At 34.5% G+C, this 19,547-nt stretch carries 20 protein-coding genes; 1 reads left to right on the top strand and 19 read right to left on the bottom strand.

Translation table 11 applies throughout. The features are described from left to right. The first annotated feature begins 2 nt into the window (after window positions 1-2). Window positions 3-944, top strand: a complete 942-nt coding sequence (locus J2Z60_RS04715; RefSeq protein WP_209686526.1) for a diacylglycerol/lipid kinase family protein — start codon at window positions 3-5, stop codon at window positions 942-944. A 34-nt stretch (window positions 945-978) separates the two neighbouring features. Here J2Z60_RS04715 and recD2 read toward each other — a convergent pair whose 3' ends face one another. From recD2 to murG, 19 genes are all read right to left on the bottom strand, one after another. Next, a complete protein-coding gene (gene recD2, locus J2Z60_RS04720; protein ID WP_209686527.1) occupies window positions 979-3,336 on the bottom strand; it encodes an SF1B family DNA helicase RecD2 in 2,358 nt (785 codons plus the stop codon). After that, window positions 3,323-3,967 carry a tetratricopeptide repeat protein gene (locus J2Z60_RS04725; RefSeq protein ID WP_209686528.1) on the bottom strand — a complete coding sequence of 215 codons (645 nt, stop codon included), beginning with the start codon at window positions 3,965-3,967 and terminating at the stop codon, window positions 3,323-3,325. Before J2Z60_RS04725 ends, recD2 begins: the two co-directional genes overlap by 14 nt. Next, a complete protein-coding gene (locus J2Z60_RS04730; protein WP_209686529.1) occupies window positions 3,967-4,626 on the bottom strand; it encodes a histidine phosphatase family protein in 660 nt (219 codons plus the stop codon). The genes J2Z60_RS04725 and J2Z60_RS04730 overlap by 1 nt, the downstream gene beginning before the upstream one ends. A 110-nt stretch (window positions 4,627-4,736) precedes the next feature. After that, on the bottom strand, window positions 4,737-5,864 hold the full coding sequence (gene mnmA, locus J2Z60_RS04735; RefSeq protein WP_209686530.1) for a tRNA 2-thiouridine(34) synthase MnmA: 1,128 nt from the start codon (window positions 5,862-5,864) through the stop codon (window positions 4,737-4,739). 16 nt (window positions 5,865-5,880) lie between these two features. Next, the gene (locus J2Z60_RS04740; RefSeq protein ID WP_209686531.1) at window positions 5,881-6,216 is read right to left on the bottom strand and encodes a DUF1831 domain-containing protein; all 336 of its coding nucleotides are present in this window, start codon (window positions 6,214-6,216) and stop codon (window positions 5,881-5,883) included. Between the two features lie 61 nt (window positions 6,217-6,277). Beyond that, a complete protein-coding gene (locus tag J2Z60_RS04745; protein WP_209686532.1) occupies window positions 6,278-7,435 on the bottom strand; it encodes a cysteine desulfurase family protein in 1,158 nt (385 codons plus the stop codon). A gap of 123 nt (window positions 7,436-7,558) precedes the next feature. Beyond that, window positions 7,559-8,257: a 5'-methylthioadenosine/adenosylhomocysteine nucleosidase gene (locus J2Z60_RS04750; RefSeq protein ID WP_209686533.1), complete on the bottom strand. Its 699-nt coding sequence runs from the start codon at window positions 8,255-8,257 to the stop codon at window positions 7,559-7,561. 13 nt (window positions 8,258-8,270) lie between these two features. After that, complete coding sequence (locus tag J2Z60_RS04755; RefSeq protein WP_209686534.1) at window positions 8,271-8,546, bottom strand: hypothetical protein; 276 nt, start codon at window positions 8,544-8,546, stop codon at window positions 8,271-8,273. Then, complete coding sequence (locus J2Z60_RS04760; protein ID WP_209686535.1) at window positions 8,539-9,102, bottom strand: NUDIX hydrolase; 564 nt, start codon at window positions 9,100-9,102, stop codon at window positions 8,539-8,541. The genes J2Z60_RS04755 and J2Z60_RS04760 overlap by 8 nt, the downstream gene beginning before the upstream one ends. Before the next feature lie 7 nt (window positions 9,103-9,109). Then, a complete protein-coding gene (locus J2Z60_RS04765) occupies window positions 9,110-9,328 on the bottom strand; it encodes a cold-shock protein (RefSeq protein ID WP_209686536.1) in 219 nt (72 codons plus the stop codon). Then, window positions 9,328-12,117 carry an isoleucine--tRNA ligase gene (gene ileS / locus J2Z60_RS04770; RefSeq protein WP_209686537.1) on the bottom strand — a complete coding sequence of 930 codons (2,790 nt, stop codon included), beginning with the start codon at window positions 12,115-12,117 and terminating at the stop codon, window positions 9,328-9,330. Before ileS ends, J2Z60_RS04765 begins: the two co-directional genes overlap by 1 nt. A 216-nt stretch (window positions 12,118-12,333) precedes the next feature. After that, window positions 12,334-13,197 (bottom strand): DivIVA domain-containing protein, encoded by an 864-nt coding sequence (locus J2Z60_RS04775; protein WP_209686538.1) that lies wholly within the window; start codon window positions 13,195-13,197, stop codon window positions 12,334-12,336. 4 nt (window positions 13,198-13,201) lie between these two features. After that, window positions 13,202-13,999 (bottom strand): YlmH family RNA-binding protein, encoded by a 798-nt coding sequence (locus J2Z60_RS04780; protein ID WP_209686626.1) that lies wholly within the window; start codon window positions 13,997-13,999, stop codon window positions 13,202-13,204. 10 nt (window positions 14,000-14,009) lie between these two features. Further along, the gene (locus J2Z60_RS04785; RefSeq protein ID WP_209686539.1) at window positions 14,010-14,303 is read right to left on the bottom strand and encodes a YggT family protein; all 294 of its coding nucleotides are present in this window, start codon (window positions 14,301-14,303) and stop codon (window positions 14,010-14,012) included. Next, on the bottom strand, window positions 14,303-14,731 hold the full coding sequence (locus J2Z60_RS04790; RefSeq protein WP_209686540.1) for a cell division protein SepF: 429 nt from the start codon (window positions 14,729-14,731) through the stop codon (window positions 14,303-14,305). The genes J2Z60_RS04785 and J2Z60_RS04790 overlap by 1 nt, the downstream gene beginning before the upstream one ends. Before the next feature lie 18 nt (window positions 14,732-14,749). Beyond that, window positions 14,750-16,087 (bottom strand): cell division protein FtsZ, encoded by a 1,338-nt coding sequence (ftsZ, locus tag J2Z60_RS04795; protein WP_209686541.1) that lies wholly within the window; start codon window positions 16,085-16,087, stop codon window positions 14,750-14,752. A 15-nt stretch (window positions 16,088-16,102) separates the two neighbouring features. Next, window positions 16,103-17,485 (bottom strand): cell division protein FtsA, encoded by a 1,383-nt coding sequence (gene ftsA / locus J2Z60_RS04800; RefSeq protein WP_209686542.1) that lies wholly within the window; start codon window positions 17,483-17,485, stop codon window positions 16,103-16,105. A 72-nt stretch (window positions 17,486-17,557) separates the two neighbouring features. Then, the gene (locus J2Z60_RS04805; RefSeq protein WP_342590243.1) at window positions 17,558-18,421 is read right to left on the bottom strand and encodes a cell division protein FtsQ/DivIB; all 864 of its coding nucleotides are present in this window, start codon (window positions 18,419-18,421) and stop codon (window positions 17,558-17,560) included. Window positions 18,422-18,428: 7 nt separating this feature from the next. After that, window positions 18,429-19,547 (bottom strand): undecaprenyldiphospho-muramoylpentapeptide beta-N-acetylglucosaminyltransferase, encoded by a 1,119-nt coding sequence (gene murG / locus J2Z60_RS04810; RefSeq protein WP_209686544.1) that lies wholly within the window; start codon window positions 19,545-19,547, stop codon window positions 18,429-18,431.

The following is a 19,547-nucleotide window of genomic DNA, read 5'->3' on the forward strand; positions in this document are numbered from 1 at the left end:
CTATGAAAAAAACTATCCATCTTCTTGTCAATTTGGTATCTGGAAATAATAAGGGAAATAAAGAATTTTCCTTAATACGTCAAAAATTGAAAGAAAACCATATAAATACTACAACTTCAATTTCTAAGTATCCTGGACAAATAACTGACCTAGCTAAAGATGCTGCAGAAAAATACGGAAAGCTTCCATATCACTATTTACTAGTAATTGGTGGTGACGGTTCTTTAAATCAGGCTCTCAATGGTGTTAAAAAATCACAAAATCCTAATACACCTATTGGTTACTTCCCTGCTGGTACTGGCAATGACTTTGCCAGAGCTACTAAGCTTTCCCATCAGATCAAACAGTTAGTTTCACACATTAAAGTAGGCCCCAAAACTTATAAAATTGATTGCGGTCACTACATTGACAATAATAGCGGAAAGGATAACTATTTTGTTAATAATTTAGGTATTGGATTTGATGCTTTTATTGTTCATTTAGCTAATAATTCATCAATGAAAAAGAAACTCAATGACTTGCATATCGGAAGTATGATATATGTTTTGCATACTTTTAAAGTTCTACAAAAACAAGATACTTTTTCTACTAGTGTCAAAGTTAACGGTAATTGGCATCACTTTTCAAATACTTATTTTGTAACTACGACTAACCATCCCTACTTTGGCGGAGGAGTAGCATTATTGCCAAATGCCAGTATTCATAATCATAAGTTAGATACTGTTGTCGTCGAAAAAGTTTCTAATATAAAGTTTTTGTTTCTTTTAGCAAAGCTATTTATTAATGGTTCGCATGTCAATGATCCTCACTTCCATTACTATGAAGCAGAAAAACTAACTGTTAAAACATCTAATCCTGAATATGGTCAATTAGATGGTGAAGAATTGCAGAATCAAAACTATAATCTAAATTTTGAAATTAGTTCTTTTAATTTATGGGCTTAATAAAAATGGCATTCCAGATAGAGTGCCATTTTTATTAGTTTCTTTTTTCTAATTTAGTACTTTCCATACCAATCATCGGATCTATCTTACCTGAATAGATCAACTCTGGGGTTAAAATAGCTTCTTCGGCAAGAATTGCCGCTTCCTTTTTAGGATTGGCAGTCTTTAAATCTTGAGAATTAATTTCTAAAATTTGCCGGATTTTGTCTGTAAGACCTGTTTTACGATTGTTTCCCGGTGTATTTAAGGCCATCAGATAGGCTTGCTTTTCTCCTACCATTACTAAATTCTTTTCAGCACGCGTAATAGCAGTGTACAAGAGATTACGTCTTAACATCACATAATTTTGCATAGTCAAGTTTAAAATAATTAATGGAAATTCTGACCCTTGCGACTTATGAATTGTAATTGCATACGCCCTAGTTAAATCTGATAGATCTCGTAAGTCAAACTTTATTTCACGTCCATCAAAATCAGCTATTAAACAATTGGCTGTCCGATTTTCGTCAATTCCAATAATTTTGCCAATTTGACCATTATAAATATCTTTTTCCGGATTATTCTGTAATTGAAGTACACGATCCCCTATTCTAAAGACTTCACCATGTACTTCAATTTTTTTATGGTGGTTTTCAGGAGGGTTCATAATAGTCTGAACAATATCATTCAGACTATTAATTCCACTTTGACCATTATACATTGCTCCTAAGACTTGAATATCGTCCTTATCAAAGCCACGTTTTAAAGCTAAAGTTACTATTTGATCAATTGCTTGTCCTACCTGACTAGAATTACATGGAATAAAAGAATAATTTTTAGTTTTTTCAAAAATTATTTCTTCTCCCTTACCATTATTAATGGCATGAGCCAGAGTAATTATTGATGATTCATCGCCTTGTCTATGAATCGTTTCTAGTTTAGTTGTTGGAAAGGCTTGGGAAGCTATTAAATCGCCAAAAATATTCCCAGCTCCTACTGAAGGTAATTGATCCTGATCACCAACAAAAACTATTCGCTTGGTATCTTGAATCCCTTTCAGCAATAACTTAAATAAAAACATGTCAACCATTGACATTTCATCAATAATTAAAATTTCACCATTTAATTCATTTAAATCCTCTGACTCAGTATTTTTATTGTCTCCAATACCAATGCCTAATAATCGATGAATTGTTTTAGCATCAATATTAGTAATTTCACCCATTCTTTTAGCAGCACGTCCAGTTGGTGCAGCTAATAAAAAAGGAGTATCTTCACTATAAATAGCGGCAGCAGGAATATTTTCTAATTCTCTTAAGCACAACAAAATACCATTAATAATTGTCGTCTTACCTGTACCCGGTCCACCTGTTAAGATTGAGATTGGATTATTTAAAGCATTTATAATTGATTGTTTTTGAGTATCATCATAGCTAATGTCTAGCTTTTCTTCAGCATGTCCAATTGCTTTAGTAATTTTAGAATTTGAATACTTTTTAATCTTTTGTCGGCTATCTACAACCCGCTTTAATTCACTTGCTATCTCAACTTCAGTTTTAAAAATGTTACTTAAAGCAGCATTTTCATTATCGACAACTAACTTATTTTCTTTTTGTAATTCATTAATACTGTTAGCAATTACATCATATTGATTAAATTCAATTAAATTCGCTGCTGAATCAAGTAAGGCCTCTAATCCAATATAAGTATCGCCATTTTGGACTAAGGCATTTTCAATAACTTGTAAAATTGCTCCCTTAATTCTTCTTTTATCATCAGGTTTAATCCCTAATTCTCGACCAATCTTATCTGCAGTTTTAAAACCATATCCCGATACATCCCCCACCGGTTCATATGGATCTGCCTCCAAACGTTGCAAAGCATCGCCATGATATGCTTTATATACATTACCTGCAACGCGTTTATTAATCCCATATTTAGCTAGTTTTAGGACTATTTCTGAATAGGAATCCATACTATTAATTCCTGATAGCAGGCTATCTTTTTGCTTTTTAGTCAGACTTAAAGTAGAAATTTTTTGTGGATTTTCTTTAATTACATCTAATGCATCCATTCCTAGTCCGGCTATGATTTTTTGAGCAGCCTTTTTACCAATACCAGGGAATTTATCAGAACTTAGATACTTTAACAAGCTACCTTCTTCATGTGGTAGCGCTTGTTTATATGACTCAACTTTAAACTGCATCCCAAATTTAGGGTGAACAAATAAACTTCCCTCAAATGTATAGATTCCTTCAAGCTGAATTTCACCAAAATTACCCGTAACTCGAATTGTTTCTTCATCGTAATCTTTCAAACTACCAATGATTTCAACATCCATAATTTTAAAAAGATTCTGACTATTTTCAAAAACGATATTATCTATTTTACCGGTGAATTCAGTTTTTTCCATTTTTACCTCTAATCATCTGCATTAAAGCTGAGTACTGTTTTTGAGCATTAGCAAAATAAGCTGGATCCTTTTGCTTAGATAAGTCAAAATATTTTTGAGCTAGATCACGATCTTGATCTAAAACGGTTAATCCTAACAAAAAATTAACCTTGGCAGTTCTTTTATCAGAACTTATACGTTGATAGCTAGTGTTAGCCTGTTGTAAGTTACCCAAGCTTAACCAAATATCTCCTAATAATTCCAAAGTTCTTTCATCAATTAATTTAATTGTCAAAGCATAAGCTAAAGCTTTTTGATATTGACCTAGCTTCATAAATACTAAAGCTTTTTGGTATAAAGTTTCATCATTATTAGGCAGAGTATTCAATAAAGCTATTGATTTTTGATATTCACCCTGCATATAGTAACAAACAGCTATATTATATGTTAATTCTCCCGGCTTATCTACTAAAGACTGTGCTTTTTGTAATAATTCTAAAGCTTGATCAGGAGAATTTTGCTCAATTAGATAGGTCGACAATTGCAAGTAATTATCGACGCTTTTAGGATGGCTATCAATTTCTTTGATTAACAGATGAATCGCATTCTCTGTTTTACCAGAATTGTATAATTTTGCTATTTTCTTATTCATTAAATTGTATCCCTACTTGAAATTTTACGATCAAGATATGAAGTTTCATTCCAAAGCTTCTCTTGGAAACTCTTACCTTCATCATTAGTTTCTAAAATGGTCAAACTTGTATTAGTTAAACCTCCACGCTTCCTAATATCAGCAATCTTATACCCTTCTAATGAGCGAATTAATGCACACAATGCAGCACCATGACTAACTAATAATACCTTGTCATCATGTGCTGGATATCGCTTTACGATCGAATTAATTAAATCTTCTCCTCGTGCAATCATATGTTCAAAACTCTCACCATGAAAGCCTGTCGGATCATATCTATCAGGTTCATACCTAAAGGCCTTAATTTGTTCCGGGTATTTATTTTCTGCATCTATAAACTTCATTCCCTCTAAATCGCCCAAATTAAATTCCTTCAACCTATCATCAACTACAACGGGAACAGTAACACCCATATCATCTCTCAAAGCTACAGCAGTAGTCACTGCTCGCTGAAGTGGACTAGCATAAAAAGATCTGAATTTTGTGCCTTTAAGATAATTAGCTAACTTATTGATGTCAACATAACTTTCTGGTAAAAGCGGAGAATTGCCACTTCCGCCTTGATAACGACCCTCTAAGTTCCACTTTGTTTTTCCATGTCTTACAAAATATAGTTGCATTTTTTAACTCTCCATTCTTATAACTAATTATAAAATTTTCATAGAAAAATTAACAGTTGAACACAAAGAAAAAGAGCTTTTCACTTAACTAATGAAAAGCTCTTTCTTAATTATACTAACTGTAATTGCTTAGCATTCTTATAAGCCCTGTCAATGGTTGCACCGCCAAGACATTCCTCACCCAAATAAAATACTATAGCTTGACCTGGAGTCACTGCACGAGCCGGCTCATCAAAGTCAACAGTAACAGTATTATCCGCAACATGATAGTGCATTGTAATGGCTACATCTGGTTGACGGTATCTAAACTTGGCTGTACACTTAAGATCAAAATCATGATCTGGTAAACCAGTAAAGAATGAAACATCACTAGCTTCTAGACTATCACTATATAAAAGATCACTGTCATAACCCTGCTCAACGATCAATTCATTCTTCTTTAAATCTTTACCAACTACAAACCATGGTGCAGTAGACTCCTTAGTGGAACCTAAACCTAAGCCTGAGCGCTGACCAATGGTATAATACATAAGTCCGGCGTGTTCACCAACTACATTGCCATCTGGAGTTACCATCTTACCACTTTTAGCTGGTAAAAACTCACTCAAGAACTTCTTGAAGTTGCGCTCGCCAATAAAGCAAATACCTGTTGAGTCTTTCTTTTTAGCAGTAGCAAGACCCGCAGCTAATGCAATTTCTCGAACTTGGGGTTTGGTTAAATTCTGAAGCGGGAACATAACCTTGCTAAGTTGATCTTGAGAAAGTTGATTTAAAAAGTAAGTCTGGTCCTTATTACCATCTTTTGGACGCATCATGTGCGTTACGCCTTCTTCGTCAACTTGAGTTCTAGCGTAATGTCCCATCGCAATATAATCTGCATTTAATTCCATCGCAAAATCTAAAAATGACTTAAATTTAATTTCTTTGTTGCACATTACATCCGGATTAGGAGTTCTACCCTTCTTGTATTCATCTAAGAAATACTCAAATACCCTCTCCCAATATTCTTTTTCAAAATTGACAGCATAGTAAGGAATACCAATCTTGTCAGCAACTTTTTTTACATCTTCGTAGTCTTCAGTTGCTGTACAGACACCTGAATCATCTGTATCGTCCCAATTTTTCATAAAGACACCGACAACATCATAGCCTTGTTGCTTGAGTAAAAGAGCTGAAACAGAAGAATCTACTCCTCCACTCATACCAACGACAACTCTGATTTTGCTGTTATCTACCATTAAATTTTTCCTCCTCTTAACAAGTAGTAATAATTTGACGATCCTCAAGATCCTTTAAAATAAAGTCTAATAATTCTACCATTGGTGCCAATTGCTTGTTTTTAAAGATATTTACTTTTTGCAAGCCATTAATATCAGTTACCACCATTGTCAAATGATCCATTGCTTCATTTAAAGTCATCTTTAATTTACAAGTCGCATTATAGGGCGATTCATTATACAAAGGATGCTCATAAGTATAATTCCCTCTCTTAGTCCGCTTAAATCCCGCATCAATTAAAGCATAATTCTTGATTTCAGGATTAATTGTAAACTTACGACTATCACCGTTAATAATTACTGTATTTGCCATATTAATTCTCTTTCATATTAAGTTTAACTTACATTTTATAAGTGTCAAATATTTGTTCTTTTTATTTTTTAGCTAAACGCTGGCACATTTTCACTAAATCATTAGCGAACTTGATCACTTCTTCATCAGTAGTATATCTACCAAACGATACCCTAATTGATTCAGATAATCTTGGTGAGTCTGCTCCATACATAGCAGTTAAAACATGCGATGGGTTCAATGAACCTGCAGTACATGCAGATCCTCCCGATACAGCATCCCCAACTAAGTCCAAATTAGTCAAAGCAGAATAAGTTCCTATTCCTTTAAGCCAAAGATTCAACACATGGTGCGATACCTCACCTGAAGTTGAGCCGTTGACATCAAATTCAATATTTTCTTGTTTTAGCGCATCTAAAATAATATTTTGAAAATGAGTGTACTTTTCTTGTTGAGCTGCCTTATCAATCTCTTTCATTTCACTAACAGCTACGCCAAAACCAGCTATTCCGGGGACATTTTCTGTACCTGGGCGACGCTTTAATTCTTGTTCGCCACCAAGTAATAGATCAGCAACATCTAAGCCATCTCTTTCATATAAAAATCCTAAAAACTTAGGCCCGTTTATCTTATGTGCTGATGTAGATAATAAATCAATATTCAATTCTTGAACATCTACGTCTAAATTACCATATCCTTGAACATCATCAACATGAAAATAGGCATTAGACTCTTTAACAAGTTGTCCAATTTTCTTTAAAGGCATAATTGAACCAACTTCATTATTAACTGCCATGATGGAAACTAGAATAGTATCTGGTGTTAATTCATCTTTTAATTGATCTAAAGAAATATGACCACTTTTATCGACATCAAGATAGACTACCTGATAACCTTCCTGTTGCAATCTAGTCATTGGATTTAATACTGATGGATGTTCTATCTTAGTAGTAATAATCTTTTTTCCGATATTGTTACGTGCACGCGCTGTACCAAATATAGCATTATTATTACTTTCAGACCCACCTGACGTAAAAATAATTTCTTTATCTTTAGCATTTATTGATTGGGCTAAAATATGGCGTGCTTGCTCAACACTATGGCGTGCTGTACGACCAAAAAAGTGCTGACTAGAAGCATTACCAAAATCATCAGCCATTTCTTCACTAATTTTACTTACTACAGCTGGCGACATCGGAGTCGTTGCTGCATTATCTAAATAGATATTTTTTCTATTCATAAAAAGCTTGTCCTTCTATCTATTTTAGTTATGAGTTCTATCTTACATTTCGTAAGTATCAAGTGATCTATTAATTATAACATAAAAACAGAGAGCACGCTTATGCTCTCTGTTCTCAGTTATTTAAAGTAGCTCATCTTCTAAATATGAAGTAATTACATTAGCAGCTTTCTTGCCAACTTCTCTAACAAAAGTATCAAAGTCCTCATCCGCACTTTCATCACCATTGTCAGAAATTGCCCTTAAAGCTACTAGTGGTGTATTAAAATGATATGCTACCTGGGCAAAGGCAGCTCCTTCCATTTCTACACCAACAGCATCAGGAAAATTCTTTTTAATTTCATCTTTTTGATTTTGAGAAGATATAAATGAATCCCCAGTTACGATTAGTCCTTCTTGATAAGAAATTTTATTCTTTTCTAAAAATTGAATAAATTTCTCTCTTGCAGGACTATTTAATTCATAACGTGCTGGCTCTTGTGGAATCTGTCCCTCAACATAATTGCCCGCACTGGTATTATGGGCATCATGATAGGTAAACTGACTTGGTAAAATTAGATCTTTTTTGTGAATACTTGATTTAAGAGACCCAGCTGAACCGGTCATAAAAATTAAATCAATGTTTTCATTGGCAAGTAAATTAGTTAAATTCATCGCTGCATTTACTTTACCTATCCCACTTAATCCGAGGTAAATATCATTTCTATTTACAGAAAAATGTTCGAACTCTGTTGAACCGAACATTTTTTTATCTGCAGATTGAAAATGACTACCGTAAAATTCAGCTTCTTCAGCCATAGGTACGATAATTGCTATTTTCATTTTTAATCCTTTATTATAATTTAAACAATGCAAACAATACGCCTATAATTAAAATTATTACGATGAAAATCGCCCAATTAAGCTTTTGTTTTAATTTTGAAACTTTTTCTTCAGATGAAGGCTCAATACTGCTATCTGGGTCTTCTTTATTTCTTTTAAATTCAGGATTGACATCTACTTCATCGTAGCTATCAATTTTATTATCTGGCAATGTTTTTTTGGACTGCCATAACTTAAATATTTTCTTGTGACGTTGACTTTTACGATAATCTGATCTTTTTTCAGTCATTATTTTGTTTACCTGTCAAAAGCATATTTTCCCAAAATAGAATTGCCATGATTGTCTTACCATCTATTATCTTACCTTGGGCTAGCAATTCCTTTAACTCACTTAAGCTATACCACTGCCTAGTTAAAAACTCATCTTCATCTAAAGGGCGCTTGTTCTCTAGCTTAGTTAAAGTATCGCAGTAAAATAAGTAAAGTTTCTCATCACAAAAACCAGGTGAAGAATTAAACTCTGTGATCTTTTCCCAGAATTCAGCCTTATAGCCACCTTCTTCATTTAATTCCCGCTTCATAGCATCCAGTGGAGATGCATCCGTTTCATCTATTAAACCGGCTGGAATTTCTAGTGTAACTTGCTTAATCGGCTCTCGCCACTGCTTGACTAAAAGCATCTGCTTTTGGTCATTAATAGCGATGACCGCACTTGCATCTGGATGTTTTACTACTTCACGAGTTGCCGTTTTCCCATTAGGAAGACTAATTGTTTCAACATTTAAATCAATTAATCTCCCCTCAAAAATTGATTTATTGGAAATTTCGGTTTCTCTAAGATCCATTAACTAATTACTCCTTTTGACTATGGTCAACATATACATTAATGCATTGTAGTCCCTTTTTTCCTTGTGCTAATTGGTAGTGAACCCTTTGACCCACATCTAGGCGCTTATATCCATCCTCTTTAATTGACTTATAAAAAACAAAATAAGCAGAATGGGTTAGATCATCTTCAATAAATCCATACGCAGAATTAGCATCAAATTGTTTAACAACACCTGTACGCATTATTCTTCAAAACCTTCTTTAACTGCCTCAGGATAATTGACAGCAACGATTTGAGCACAACGTTTACACAATTCTGGGAATCTTGCATCAGCACCAACATCAGTAGTGGTTCTTCTACATCTTGGACAAACTTCACCCTCTGCATGTTTAACTACAATGGCGCCGCTTGCAAATTTTTCTGCATTTTCAGGTGCTTGATTGTCAGAAATAGTTAATTCAGAAACAATCAAAATTTGACGAATATTAGCATTTAACTTGTCAATTAAGTTCTTAACTTCCTCAGTTGGATAGATAGTTACATGTGCTTCAAATGACTTACCAATAATCTTCTCATTACGAGCATTTTCTAGAGCCTTCAAGACATCTGAACGTAACTTCATGAAATCTTTCCAGTTTTCTAAAAGGTCTTCTTCATTATCAAAGTGTGTAACTGTTGGCATATTAGCTAGTTGAACGTAATCTTCGGATTCCTTTAAATAGCCCCAAACTTCTTCCATAGTATGTGGCAAAATTGGTGTCATTAACTTAGTCAACTTGACTAAGACGTCATAAATAACTGTTTGCATTGAGCGACGTGACTTACTGTCTTCGCCATCAATATAAAGAATATCCTTTGCAAAATCAAGATAGAAAGCTGATAGATCGTTGGAAATAAAGCTAAATACCTTTTTATATACACTATTGAAGTCAAAGCTGTCATATGCCTTTAATACTTCTGCAATCAAGTAATTAAGTTTAACTTCCATATATTGATCTACACTTGCCATGTCTTCGTATGAAACACTATTGTTCTTAGGATCAAAATCACTAGTATTAGCCAACATATAACGCATAGTATTCCTGATCTTACGATAGCTTTCTGCAGCTTGTCGTAAAATATCTTGAGATACAGCAACATCAGAAGTAGTATCAGCACCAGCAACCCATAGACGAATAATCTCTGCTCCCATTTGTTTAATAACATCATTAGGTGAAATTACATTACCTAGGGATTTACTCATCTTGTGACCTTTATCATCTAAAACAAATCCTTGTGAAAGAATTTGTTTATATGGTGCTTGACCAGTTACAGCGACTGAAGTAATTAAGCTTGAATTAAACCAGCCACGGTATTGATCACTACCTTCAAGATACAAATCAGCTGGGAAACTTAATCCATTGCGGAGTTTCATTACTCCAGACCATGATGTACCAGAATCAAACCAAACATCTAAAATATCGGTTTCTTTTTTGAATTTACCATTTGGTGAATGTTCAGATGTGAAGCCCTCCGGCAATAATTCCTTAGCAGTGTGGGTATACCATGCATTAGAACCTTCTTTTTCAAAGATTTTAGCAATGTGTTCAATAGTTTCTGGCGAAACGATTGCAGTTCCATCTTCAGCATAAAAAATTGGAAGAGGGACACCCCAAGCACGCTGACGTGAAATTACCCAATCGCCACGATCCTTAATCATATTGTAAAGTCTTGTTTTACCCCACTCTGGAATAAAGTTAGTATTTTGAATTTGATCCAAAATTTGGTCGCGGAACTTAGAAATAGAAGCGAACCATTGTGTAGTTGCCCGGTAAATAACAGGCTTCTTAGTACGCCAATCATGTGGGTATGAGTGAGTAAAGAAGCTAAGTTTTAATAAAGCTCCAACTTTTTCAAGTTTTTCACTGACCACTTTATTAGCATCGTCATAGAACATACCAACTAAATCAGGATCAGGTATTTCTTTAGTAAAGCGTCCTTGAGCATCCATTGGACTAAATACTGGTAAGCCGTAACGTTGAGCTACATTGTAGTCATCTTCACCAAAACCACTAGCAGTATGAACTAAACCGGTACCATCATCAGCGGTTACGTGCAAAGCATTCATTACTAAACTATCTTGATCATAAAGTGGATGCTTAGCAACCATGCGATCCATTTCTGAACCGCGTAGATGTTGAACTACCTTATAATTCTTCCAGTCCAAATCTTCAGCTACCGCATTTAGGCGATCAGAGCCCACCACATAACGCTTATCTCCTACTTCAACTACAGAATAATCAAATTGAGGATTTACAGTTATACCTTGATTAGAAGGAATAGTCCACGGAGTAGTTGTCCAAATTACAAAGTATGTATTCTTTTCATCTAGAATTCCCTTGCCATTCTTAACGGGGAAAGCAATGTAGATAGATGGTGATTTTACATCATGGTACTCCACTTCTGCTTCAGCTAAAGTAGATTCGCTTGACCATGACCAGTAAACAGGCTTTTTACCCTTATAGATATAGCCCTTTTCAAACATCTTACCAAATACTCTAATTTCTTCAGCTTCAAATTCAGGCTGTAAAGTAATGTAGGGATGCTTCCAATCAGCCATTACACCCAAGCGCTTAAAATCAGCCATTTGCTTTTCAATTTGTTCTTCGGCAAATTGACGACATAATTCACGATACTTAGCCCGATCCATAGTCTTGCGATCAATGCCGTTTTTAGCTAATTGTTGTTCTACTGGCAAGCCATGTGTATCCCAGCCAGGAACATAAGGTGCATAATAGCCATTCATATTCTTATAACGAACGATAATATCCTTAGAAATCTTGTTTAAGGAGTGCCCCATATGGATATTACCATTTGCAAATGGAGGACCATCGTGTAAGTCAAAGCGAGGCTTACCTTCGTTTAATTTTAATCGTTGTTCATATAAGTCATTGTCTTCCCATTCTTTTTGCCACTGTGCTTCACGGACTGGGAGATTGCCGCGCATTTTAAACTTGGTCTTGCCCAAATTCAAAGTATCTTTAACTTTCATATTTTTCCTTTCTAAAATAAAAAAAGCTCCTCCCTACTAGGGCGAAGCTAAAAGTTCGTGGTACCACCTAAATTGAACATCTCTGTTCCACTTAACTTCATGTATCGTATGAAAAACGTTTAAATCCATTGGCAGCTGATCAACTTTCAACATTGTTAATCTTTCACCATCTATTAACTCGCTAAATTGTCTACTTGTTTTACTGTCGATTTAAAATTAATTGTTATCATCAGAATCATCATCTGGAAAGATGATAGTCGGTCCATTATTATCAGAGGACCTTAACTTAGATTCTCTCTCATCTCTATTAACTGAAGTAGTAGTATTATTACTACTATCTCCAATTAAAATTTTAGGTCCATCAGAATCATCTAAACCTGAATCAGATTTTACTTCATTTGGGGTAGTTTTGTCAATTTCTTCGGGATTATTTTCTTCATCAGCAGCTACTGCATCATCCTCAGCAGCAATTTCCTCATCATCAAGATCCATTATCTCACTATCATCATCTACCGCAATTGGCTGCGATCCATCTGCAGGATATAATCTTGACCGACCATAATATTCATCTAGTTGTTGTTGCCAAGTGTCATCATTTAAACCATCTAATTCATCTTGGAGTTTAATTTGAATTTCTTGTCTAAATGAAGCAACTTGTTGCTTTAATAATTCATAATCTTTACTCAAAGTACTATACTGTTGTTTAATATCATCATTGTACTTGCCAGCTGAGTCTCTTGCCTTACTTAAAATTTCATCTGCCTCTTTTTGAGCACTTTCTTTAATTTCCTTTGCTTCTTGATTAGCTTGTTTCTGCAGTGTATCCGCATGTTGTTGAGCAGAAATTAGAGACTGATTCAATGATTCTTTAATTTTATTGTATTCTGAAACTTGATTTCTTAAAGCTTCATTTTCACTTTTTAAAGAGCTATTTTCATTCTTTAAATCGGAATTTTCATCTAAGACATCACCATATTCATTGACAATTTGATCTAAAAATTTATCTACTTCTTCTTCATCATAGCCCTTAAACTTTTTTTCAAAGACTTTATCATGAATCTCCATTGGTGTTAAAACCATAATTTCACCTTTTCTTTGACTGCCAAATTTTATAAATAATCTTCATTTTACCTTTTTTAGTAGCAATAATATCTAAAATTTTGATACGTCCGAAGTGTTGAATACTCAATACGTCGCCTATATTGATAATTATATGCGATTCTACCGCATCATGCCAATTTAATTTAATGTTATTATTAGCAAGTGCCGTTTTTACTTGGCTACGACTTAAATTAGTCACTGCACTAACAACAGTATCTAAACGCATCGACACACTAATTGCTTCTTTTTCTTGACTATCATCTTTAACTTGCAAAATATGTTGAGAGTCAATCTTTTTTATTTTTACTTTAGTGCGACCAATTTTAGTTATTTGTTCAGCAAAAAAGTTAGTCAATTCTTTTTTTACAAAAAACTGCCACTTACCTTCTCCATCAGAAATAATATCTCCAAAAGTATTAATCTCAACCCCTAAATTCGTCAATACACCTAGAATTTGACTATGTGTTATCGTATCCCACTTTTGGTTATATTCAATTTCTAAGCATACAATTTCAAAGTCTTGGACACTATAAGGCGTCGTCCAATCACAAAGAAATAATCTTTTTTTCTCAGCTTTATCATAGCCGCCATATTCATATACTTGGCCGTAGCCACCGACAATTTCTTTAAAAATATATTCTTCTCTAGGATTTAAAAAATCAGTCAATATTGGTTCATTTTGAAATAAAAATCTATTAAAAAAACCGACGTAACGATCTACAATCGGTTTTTCTTTGATGTCAAAATGCTGATAAAAACTACTTGCTTGTCTTTTTTCAATCATTTTAATGCTAAACTACTAATCTAACTATTATTTCTGCTATCCAAACTAATATATAATTATTTATAAAATAGATTACTAATAATGCAATTATCGGAGCAAAGCTCAATCCTGCAATTGGTGGAATAAATCTTTCAAATAAATCTAAATATGGTTGGACAATTCTAGCTAAAATTCGACCTGGTTGCGTATCTAATAAACTAGGAATCCATGTCAACAATGTATAAATCACGATTAAAAACGCATAAACATTTAACAAAGTTGAAACTATCCTAAAAAGCCAGCCAATTATAGTCAAAATCATTATTCAATATTATCTTTCTTTTCAACTAATTCAGCAATTTTTCCATCGGTTTCAAACTTAGGAGGAGTCGCAAGAAAAATTTTATCACCTACTCGTTGAATTTCACCATTTAAAGCGTAAACAGTCCCGGTGATAAAATCAACTATTCTACGTGCTTGTGCATCATCCATACGAGCAAAATTAATAATTACTGCTTTATTATTCAATAAATTTTGTGCAACTTCTTTGGCATCTGAGTAAACACGAGGTTCTTCTAAGACAATCTTACTAGTAGGAGTACCTGCTGAATTGATTGAAACCACATTTCCACGTCTTTCATTATTTTGAGGTGCTTCTTCATTGACGGTTTCTTCACCTGGCTCAATGTCATCTATTTCTTCATCTGAACCATCGATACCGAAAAAGCGACCTAATTTATCGAACGCCATAAAATTCTCCTCTCTAAACTAGTTTTTACGACGATGTTTAAAGAATGGAATATCACTTGAATCGTCATCTACACTAGTTTCAATTTGTGAAATACTACTTTGTTCATCTGAACTAAATGAATCAAAACTATCTTGATCTTGTGCTTGTGGCTTTTGAATTGGCTGTTCAGGACGATTACTCTTAGCAGTATCTTGCTTCCATACACTAGTTGGATCTAATAATGCATCAGAATTATCAACTGCTCTACTTTCTTCATGCTCAACTGGTTGAGTAGGTGCTTGGTCCTGCTTAACCGGAGCTACCTTGTCAGCAGATGAATTATCGGCTGAATCAGCAGGAGTAGTTGAAGTACGTCTAGCAGGACGGCGCATTGGCTGGCGAGAAGCTTCTTCTTCAACCTTAGAATCAATACCGGTTGCAATTACAGTAACAACCACTTCATCACCTAAGTTTGCATTTATTGAAGTACCAAAGATAATGTTGACTCCATCACCAGCAGCTTTAGATACGATATCAGAAGCATCTTGAGCCTCAAACAAGGTTAGATCTGGTCCACCTGTAATGTTGAGTAAGACTTGTTTAGCACCGTCAATAGAAACTTCTAATAATGGTGAAGAAATAGCAAGTTTAGTTGCTTCAACAGTCCTATTTTCACCACTAGCACGACCGATTCCCATTAGCGCAGCACCCTGGTTTTCCATAACTGTCTTAACGTCAGCAAAGTCCAAGTTAACGTAGTCAGTTGAAGTAATCAGGTCAGAAATACCTTGTACACCTTGGCGTAATACATTATCTGCTTCTTTAAATGCATCCATCATTGGGGTCTTTTTATCAACCATTTCAAGCAATCTGTTATTAGCAATAATAACCAAAGTATCTACATATTGTTTTAATTGGCTAATTCCTTCAGCTGCATTCTTTGATCTCTTAGGACCCTCAAAAGTAAATGGACGAGTTACAACACCAACTGTTAAAGCACCAGTCTCGCGTGCAATTTTAGCAATGACCGGTGCTGCGCCAGTACCAGTACCACCACCCATTCCGGCAGTAATAAAGATCATATCTGCGCCCTTCAAAGAGTCTTCAATTGTTTGCTGACTTTCCTCAGCAGCCTTTTGCCCAACTTCAGGGTGAGAACCTGCACCTAATCCTCTAGTCAATTTAGGTCCAAGTTGAATCTTATTCTCAGCCTTATTACTATTTAATGCTTGTACATCAGTGTTAGCCGCAATAAAGGATACTCCTTGTACACCTTCATCAATCATACGGTTAACAGCGTTACCACCTGCACCACCAACACCGATTACTTTAATGACTGCATTTTTATTGTCATCAGAATCGAAAGTAAAATCCATTACTAAACCACCTTATTAATCAAAGAACTTTTTAAAGAATTCTTTGAATCCTTTTTTGTTATCTTTTTTAGTCTTTTTAACACCTTCATCCGTCATTCTCGGATTAACAGATGCCACCTTGTTATTATTATAATCTTCTTTTTCGACTATTTCACTACTAGTTGCCTGACTTTTGAAAAACTTGTTTTCTCTAGGTTCTGAGTCCGATGTATGAGGAACTGCCGGCAATACATCTCCACCATAAATTACACTATTTACCAAATAATCAATATCATCTAAGTTATAAGCATAATTTACTACACCAAAGCCTGCGGTATACATCGGATTACGTAATCCCATTTGATCAGGCTGAAAGATTCTAGTCTTTATGTTAAAGCTACTCTTAACTAAATCGTCTATTCCTTGCAAGGCACTTGTGCCACCAGTAATCACAACGCCACCTGGGAGCGTGAAGGCATCATGGTCATTCAAGCCCTTCCCTACACGAGTAAGAATCTGATCAATACGTGCATTAATTATTTCACTAAGATATTCTTCATCAATCATCTTAGGAGCACTTTCACCAACAACCTTAACTGGAAATTGATTATCAGCAGACGTTAACTCTGGATCAGAGTAGCCGAATTCAATTTTTATTTTCTCAGCTTCCTTGCGAGATGTATTCAAAACTGCAGAAATATCATTGGTAATATCGATACCACCTTCTAAATCAATCGTAGCGTATTTAATCTTGTTTTCATGAATGACTGTTGCAGTAGTCGTTCCGCCACCTAAATCTAGAATAATTGCACCAAATGTCCTCTCTCCTTCATCTAAAGCGATGCTTGCAATCGCTAAAGGAGTTGGTACGAAGAAGTTATTTTGATATCCTGTTTTTTCAATAGCTTTACGAATATTATGTAAATCAGCAGTTGGTGCAGTCAGTAAAATACCATGCACCTCTAAAGAATGCGCTATCATTTTGCGCGGATCATCAACATCAGTTCTGCCATCAATTAAAAACTTACTTGGCAAGAATGCAATTGGCTGCCTGCCATCCTTCAATGCAGCGCTAATAGCAGCTGATAAGACACGCTTAACATCATTATCGCCTACTTCTTGACCTTGCTCGCCAATATTAATTAATCCAGTAGCATTTTCGAGTTGCAACAAGCCCACAGGAATCCCTGTTACAATTCTAGAAATCTTAGAATTAGTTTTTTGTGCTACTTTTTTTAATGCTCCAGAAATACTAGCCGCTGTTTCATCAATATCAACAATCTTACCATGTCGCATACCTGAAGTGGGTTCATTGGCAGCACCAATTATGCGTAATTCTTTTGATGAAGTATCGGCTACAACAGCTTTTACACTTGTTGTGCCTATATCTAGGCCAACAAGTAAATTCGATTTATTCAAGACAATGCCCCCAAAAAAATATATCTTTATTTAAGATTTTAACATAACACTTATACTTGCGTATAGTTAAAGTTAACCTGTTAAACCAGCTAATTTCTTTTCTTTATCGGTCATCTCACGACTAAAGGCTCCAATTTCAAAGTCAATGACCGATGGTTTCTTTAGTTGTTCTTTAATAGGGATGTAATACTTATTCATTTTATCAATAATAGTAGAAACATTACCAATAACTATATTATTATCTTTCATCACCAAAATAATTTGTGTTGACCGTTCAGTATTACCGTCAATCATCTTTACTTTGTTTTTAATACTTTCCGATAAGTGTGAATAAATTTTTAAATCTTCTATCAATTGATAATGACTACTATAACCCTCAAATATTGGTTTAGAATGATCAATTTTTGAAGTTGAAACATAATGAGTACTCAATTTCCCATCAGACAAAATTTGGCGATAACCATCTTTTTCATGAACATAACCAATTGCGGGTCGTTGCTTTATTTGGATCACTAAATTATTCATACTTCTTACATGAAAACCGACACTTTTTACTTCTGGAAAATATTTCTTTAACTTATCATTATATTTATTTTTATTAAAAAGAGTTGATATAACTTTGTCTTGCGCTGTAATGCCAGTAACTTTAACAATTTGATTACTATTTATTTCACTTGCTCCTAAAACTCTAACACTCTTTACATTGGAAATAGGAGAAATAAAATAACCTAAAACAAGAATAAAACCTAGCGAAACAAAAATAATTAGACCTAATCTTGTTAAAAGCGCCCGTCGTCTTTCAGCCTGTAATTTTTTTAGTGAGGCAGAGACCTTCTTCTTTCTCCCATTAGGAGATTTATGCTGATAATCAAGCCATCCCGATATTTCCTTTTTGGGATTTTTCCTTGTTATATTTTTGTTAGCCAATTGCCTCACCTACCTTTTAGTTTTCTTTACTTGCGATTAAATCTTGCATTACCTTTATTACTTGATCAGAAGCATCAGGAACTCCCATTTTTTTAGATGCTACACTCATCTTTTTAGCATATTCAGTATCAAGTAATATATGATCTATTGACGAAACGAAATTATTGGGATTCAAGTCATTTTCTGCAATAACTAAAGCACCACCAGCCTTCTCCATGTCTAGTGCATTCTTCATTTGATGATTATGAGTAACATTAGGACTTGGAATTAATATAACTGGGACTCCTAATGCAGTAAATTCTGCTAAGCTCGTTGCACCTGAGCGAGAAACTACACAAGTCATTTGTGGTAATAAGCCGGGCATGTTCTCAATATATGGCACCACTTTAATATTATCGCCTAATACTTGATTGGCAAGGCGTTGTTTAATGCCTTCATAATATAATTGACCTGTTGCCCAGATTATTTGATAAGGCTTAATTTCTAATTCCGGTAAAGATTTTTCAACAATATTATTAATTGCTAAGGCACCCCTTGAGCCACCAAAAATGAGAATAGTTGATACTTGTGGATCTAATCCCCATTTTTTTTGAATATCAACTTTTTCTGCATTGAGCCCTAAAACTTGTTGAGAGCGAGGATTACCTGTCTTAACTAGTTTTTTCTTTTCAGAAAACTGTTGAGCCGCATCATCAAATGTATAGCATATTTTATTCACATAATGACCCAAAAACTTATTTGCTAAACCAACTACGGAATTAGACTCATGAATGACTGTTGGAATATGCATCTTAGCCGCTTCATAAACAATCGCCCCAGAAACATAACCACCAGTTCCGAAAACTATATCTGGTTTAAAATCTCTAATAATCTGCTTTGCCTGCTTAGTAGCTTTGATAAATAAATCTATCGTTTCAAAATTTTTTAAAATATGTCGTCTATCAAAGCCCTGAATCTTTAAGGTCTTAAATGGAACTCCTGCTGCAGGAACGATTTTAGATTCTAACCCTTTTTGTGTTCCTACAAAAAGAATGTCATTATCAGTAACTAACTTACGCTCTTTAAGACGCTCAATTAACGCCATAATTGGATAAATGTGACCGCCAGTACCGCCACCAGAAAAAATAATTCTCAT

The sequence above is a fragment of the Lactobacillus colini genome (genome assembly GCF_017874575.1).
Lineage (GTDB): Bacteria > Bacillota > Bacilli > Lactobacillales > Lactobacillaceae > Lactobacillus > Lactobacillus colini.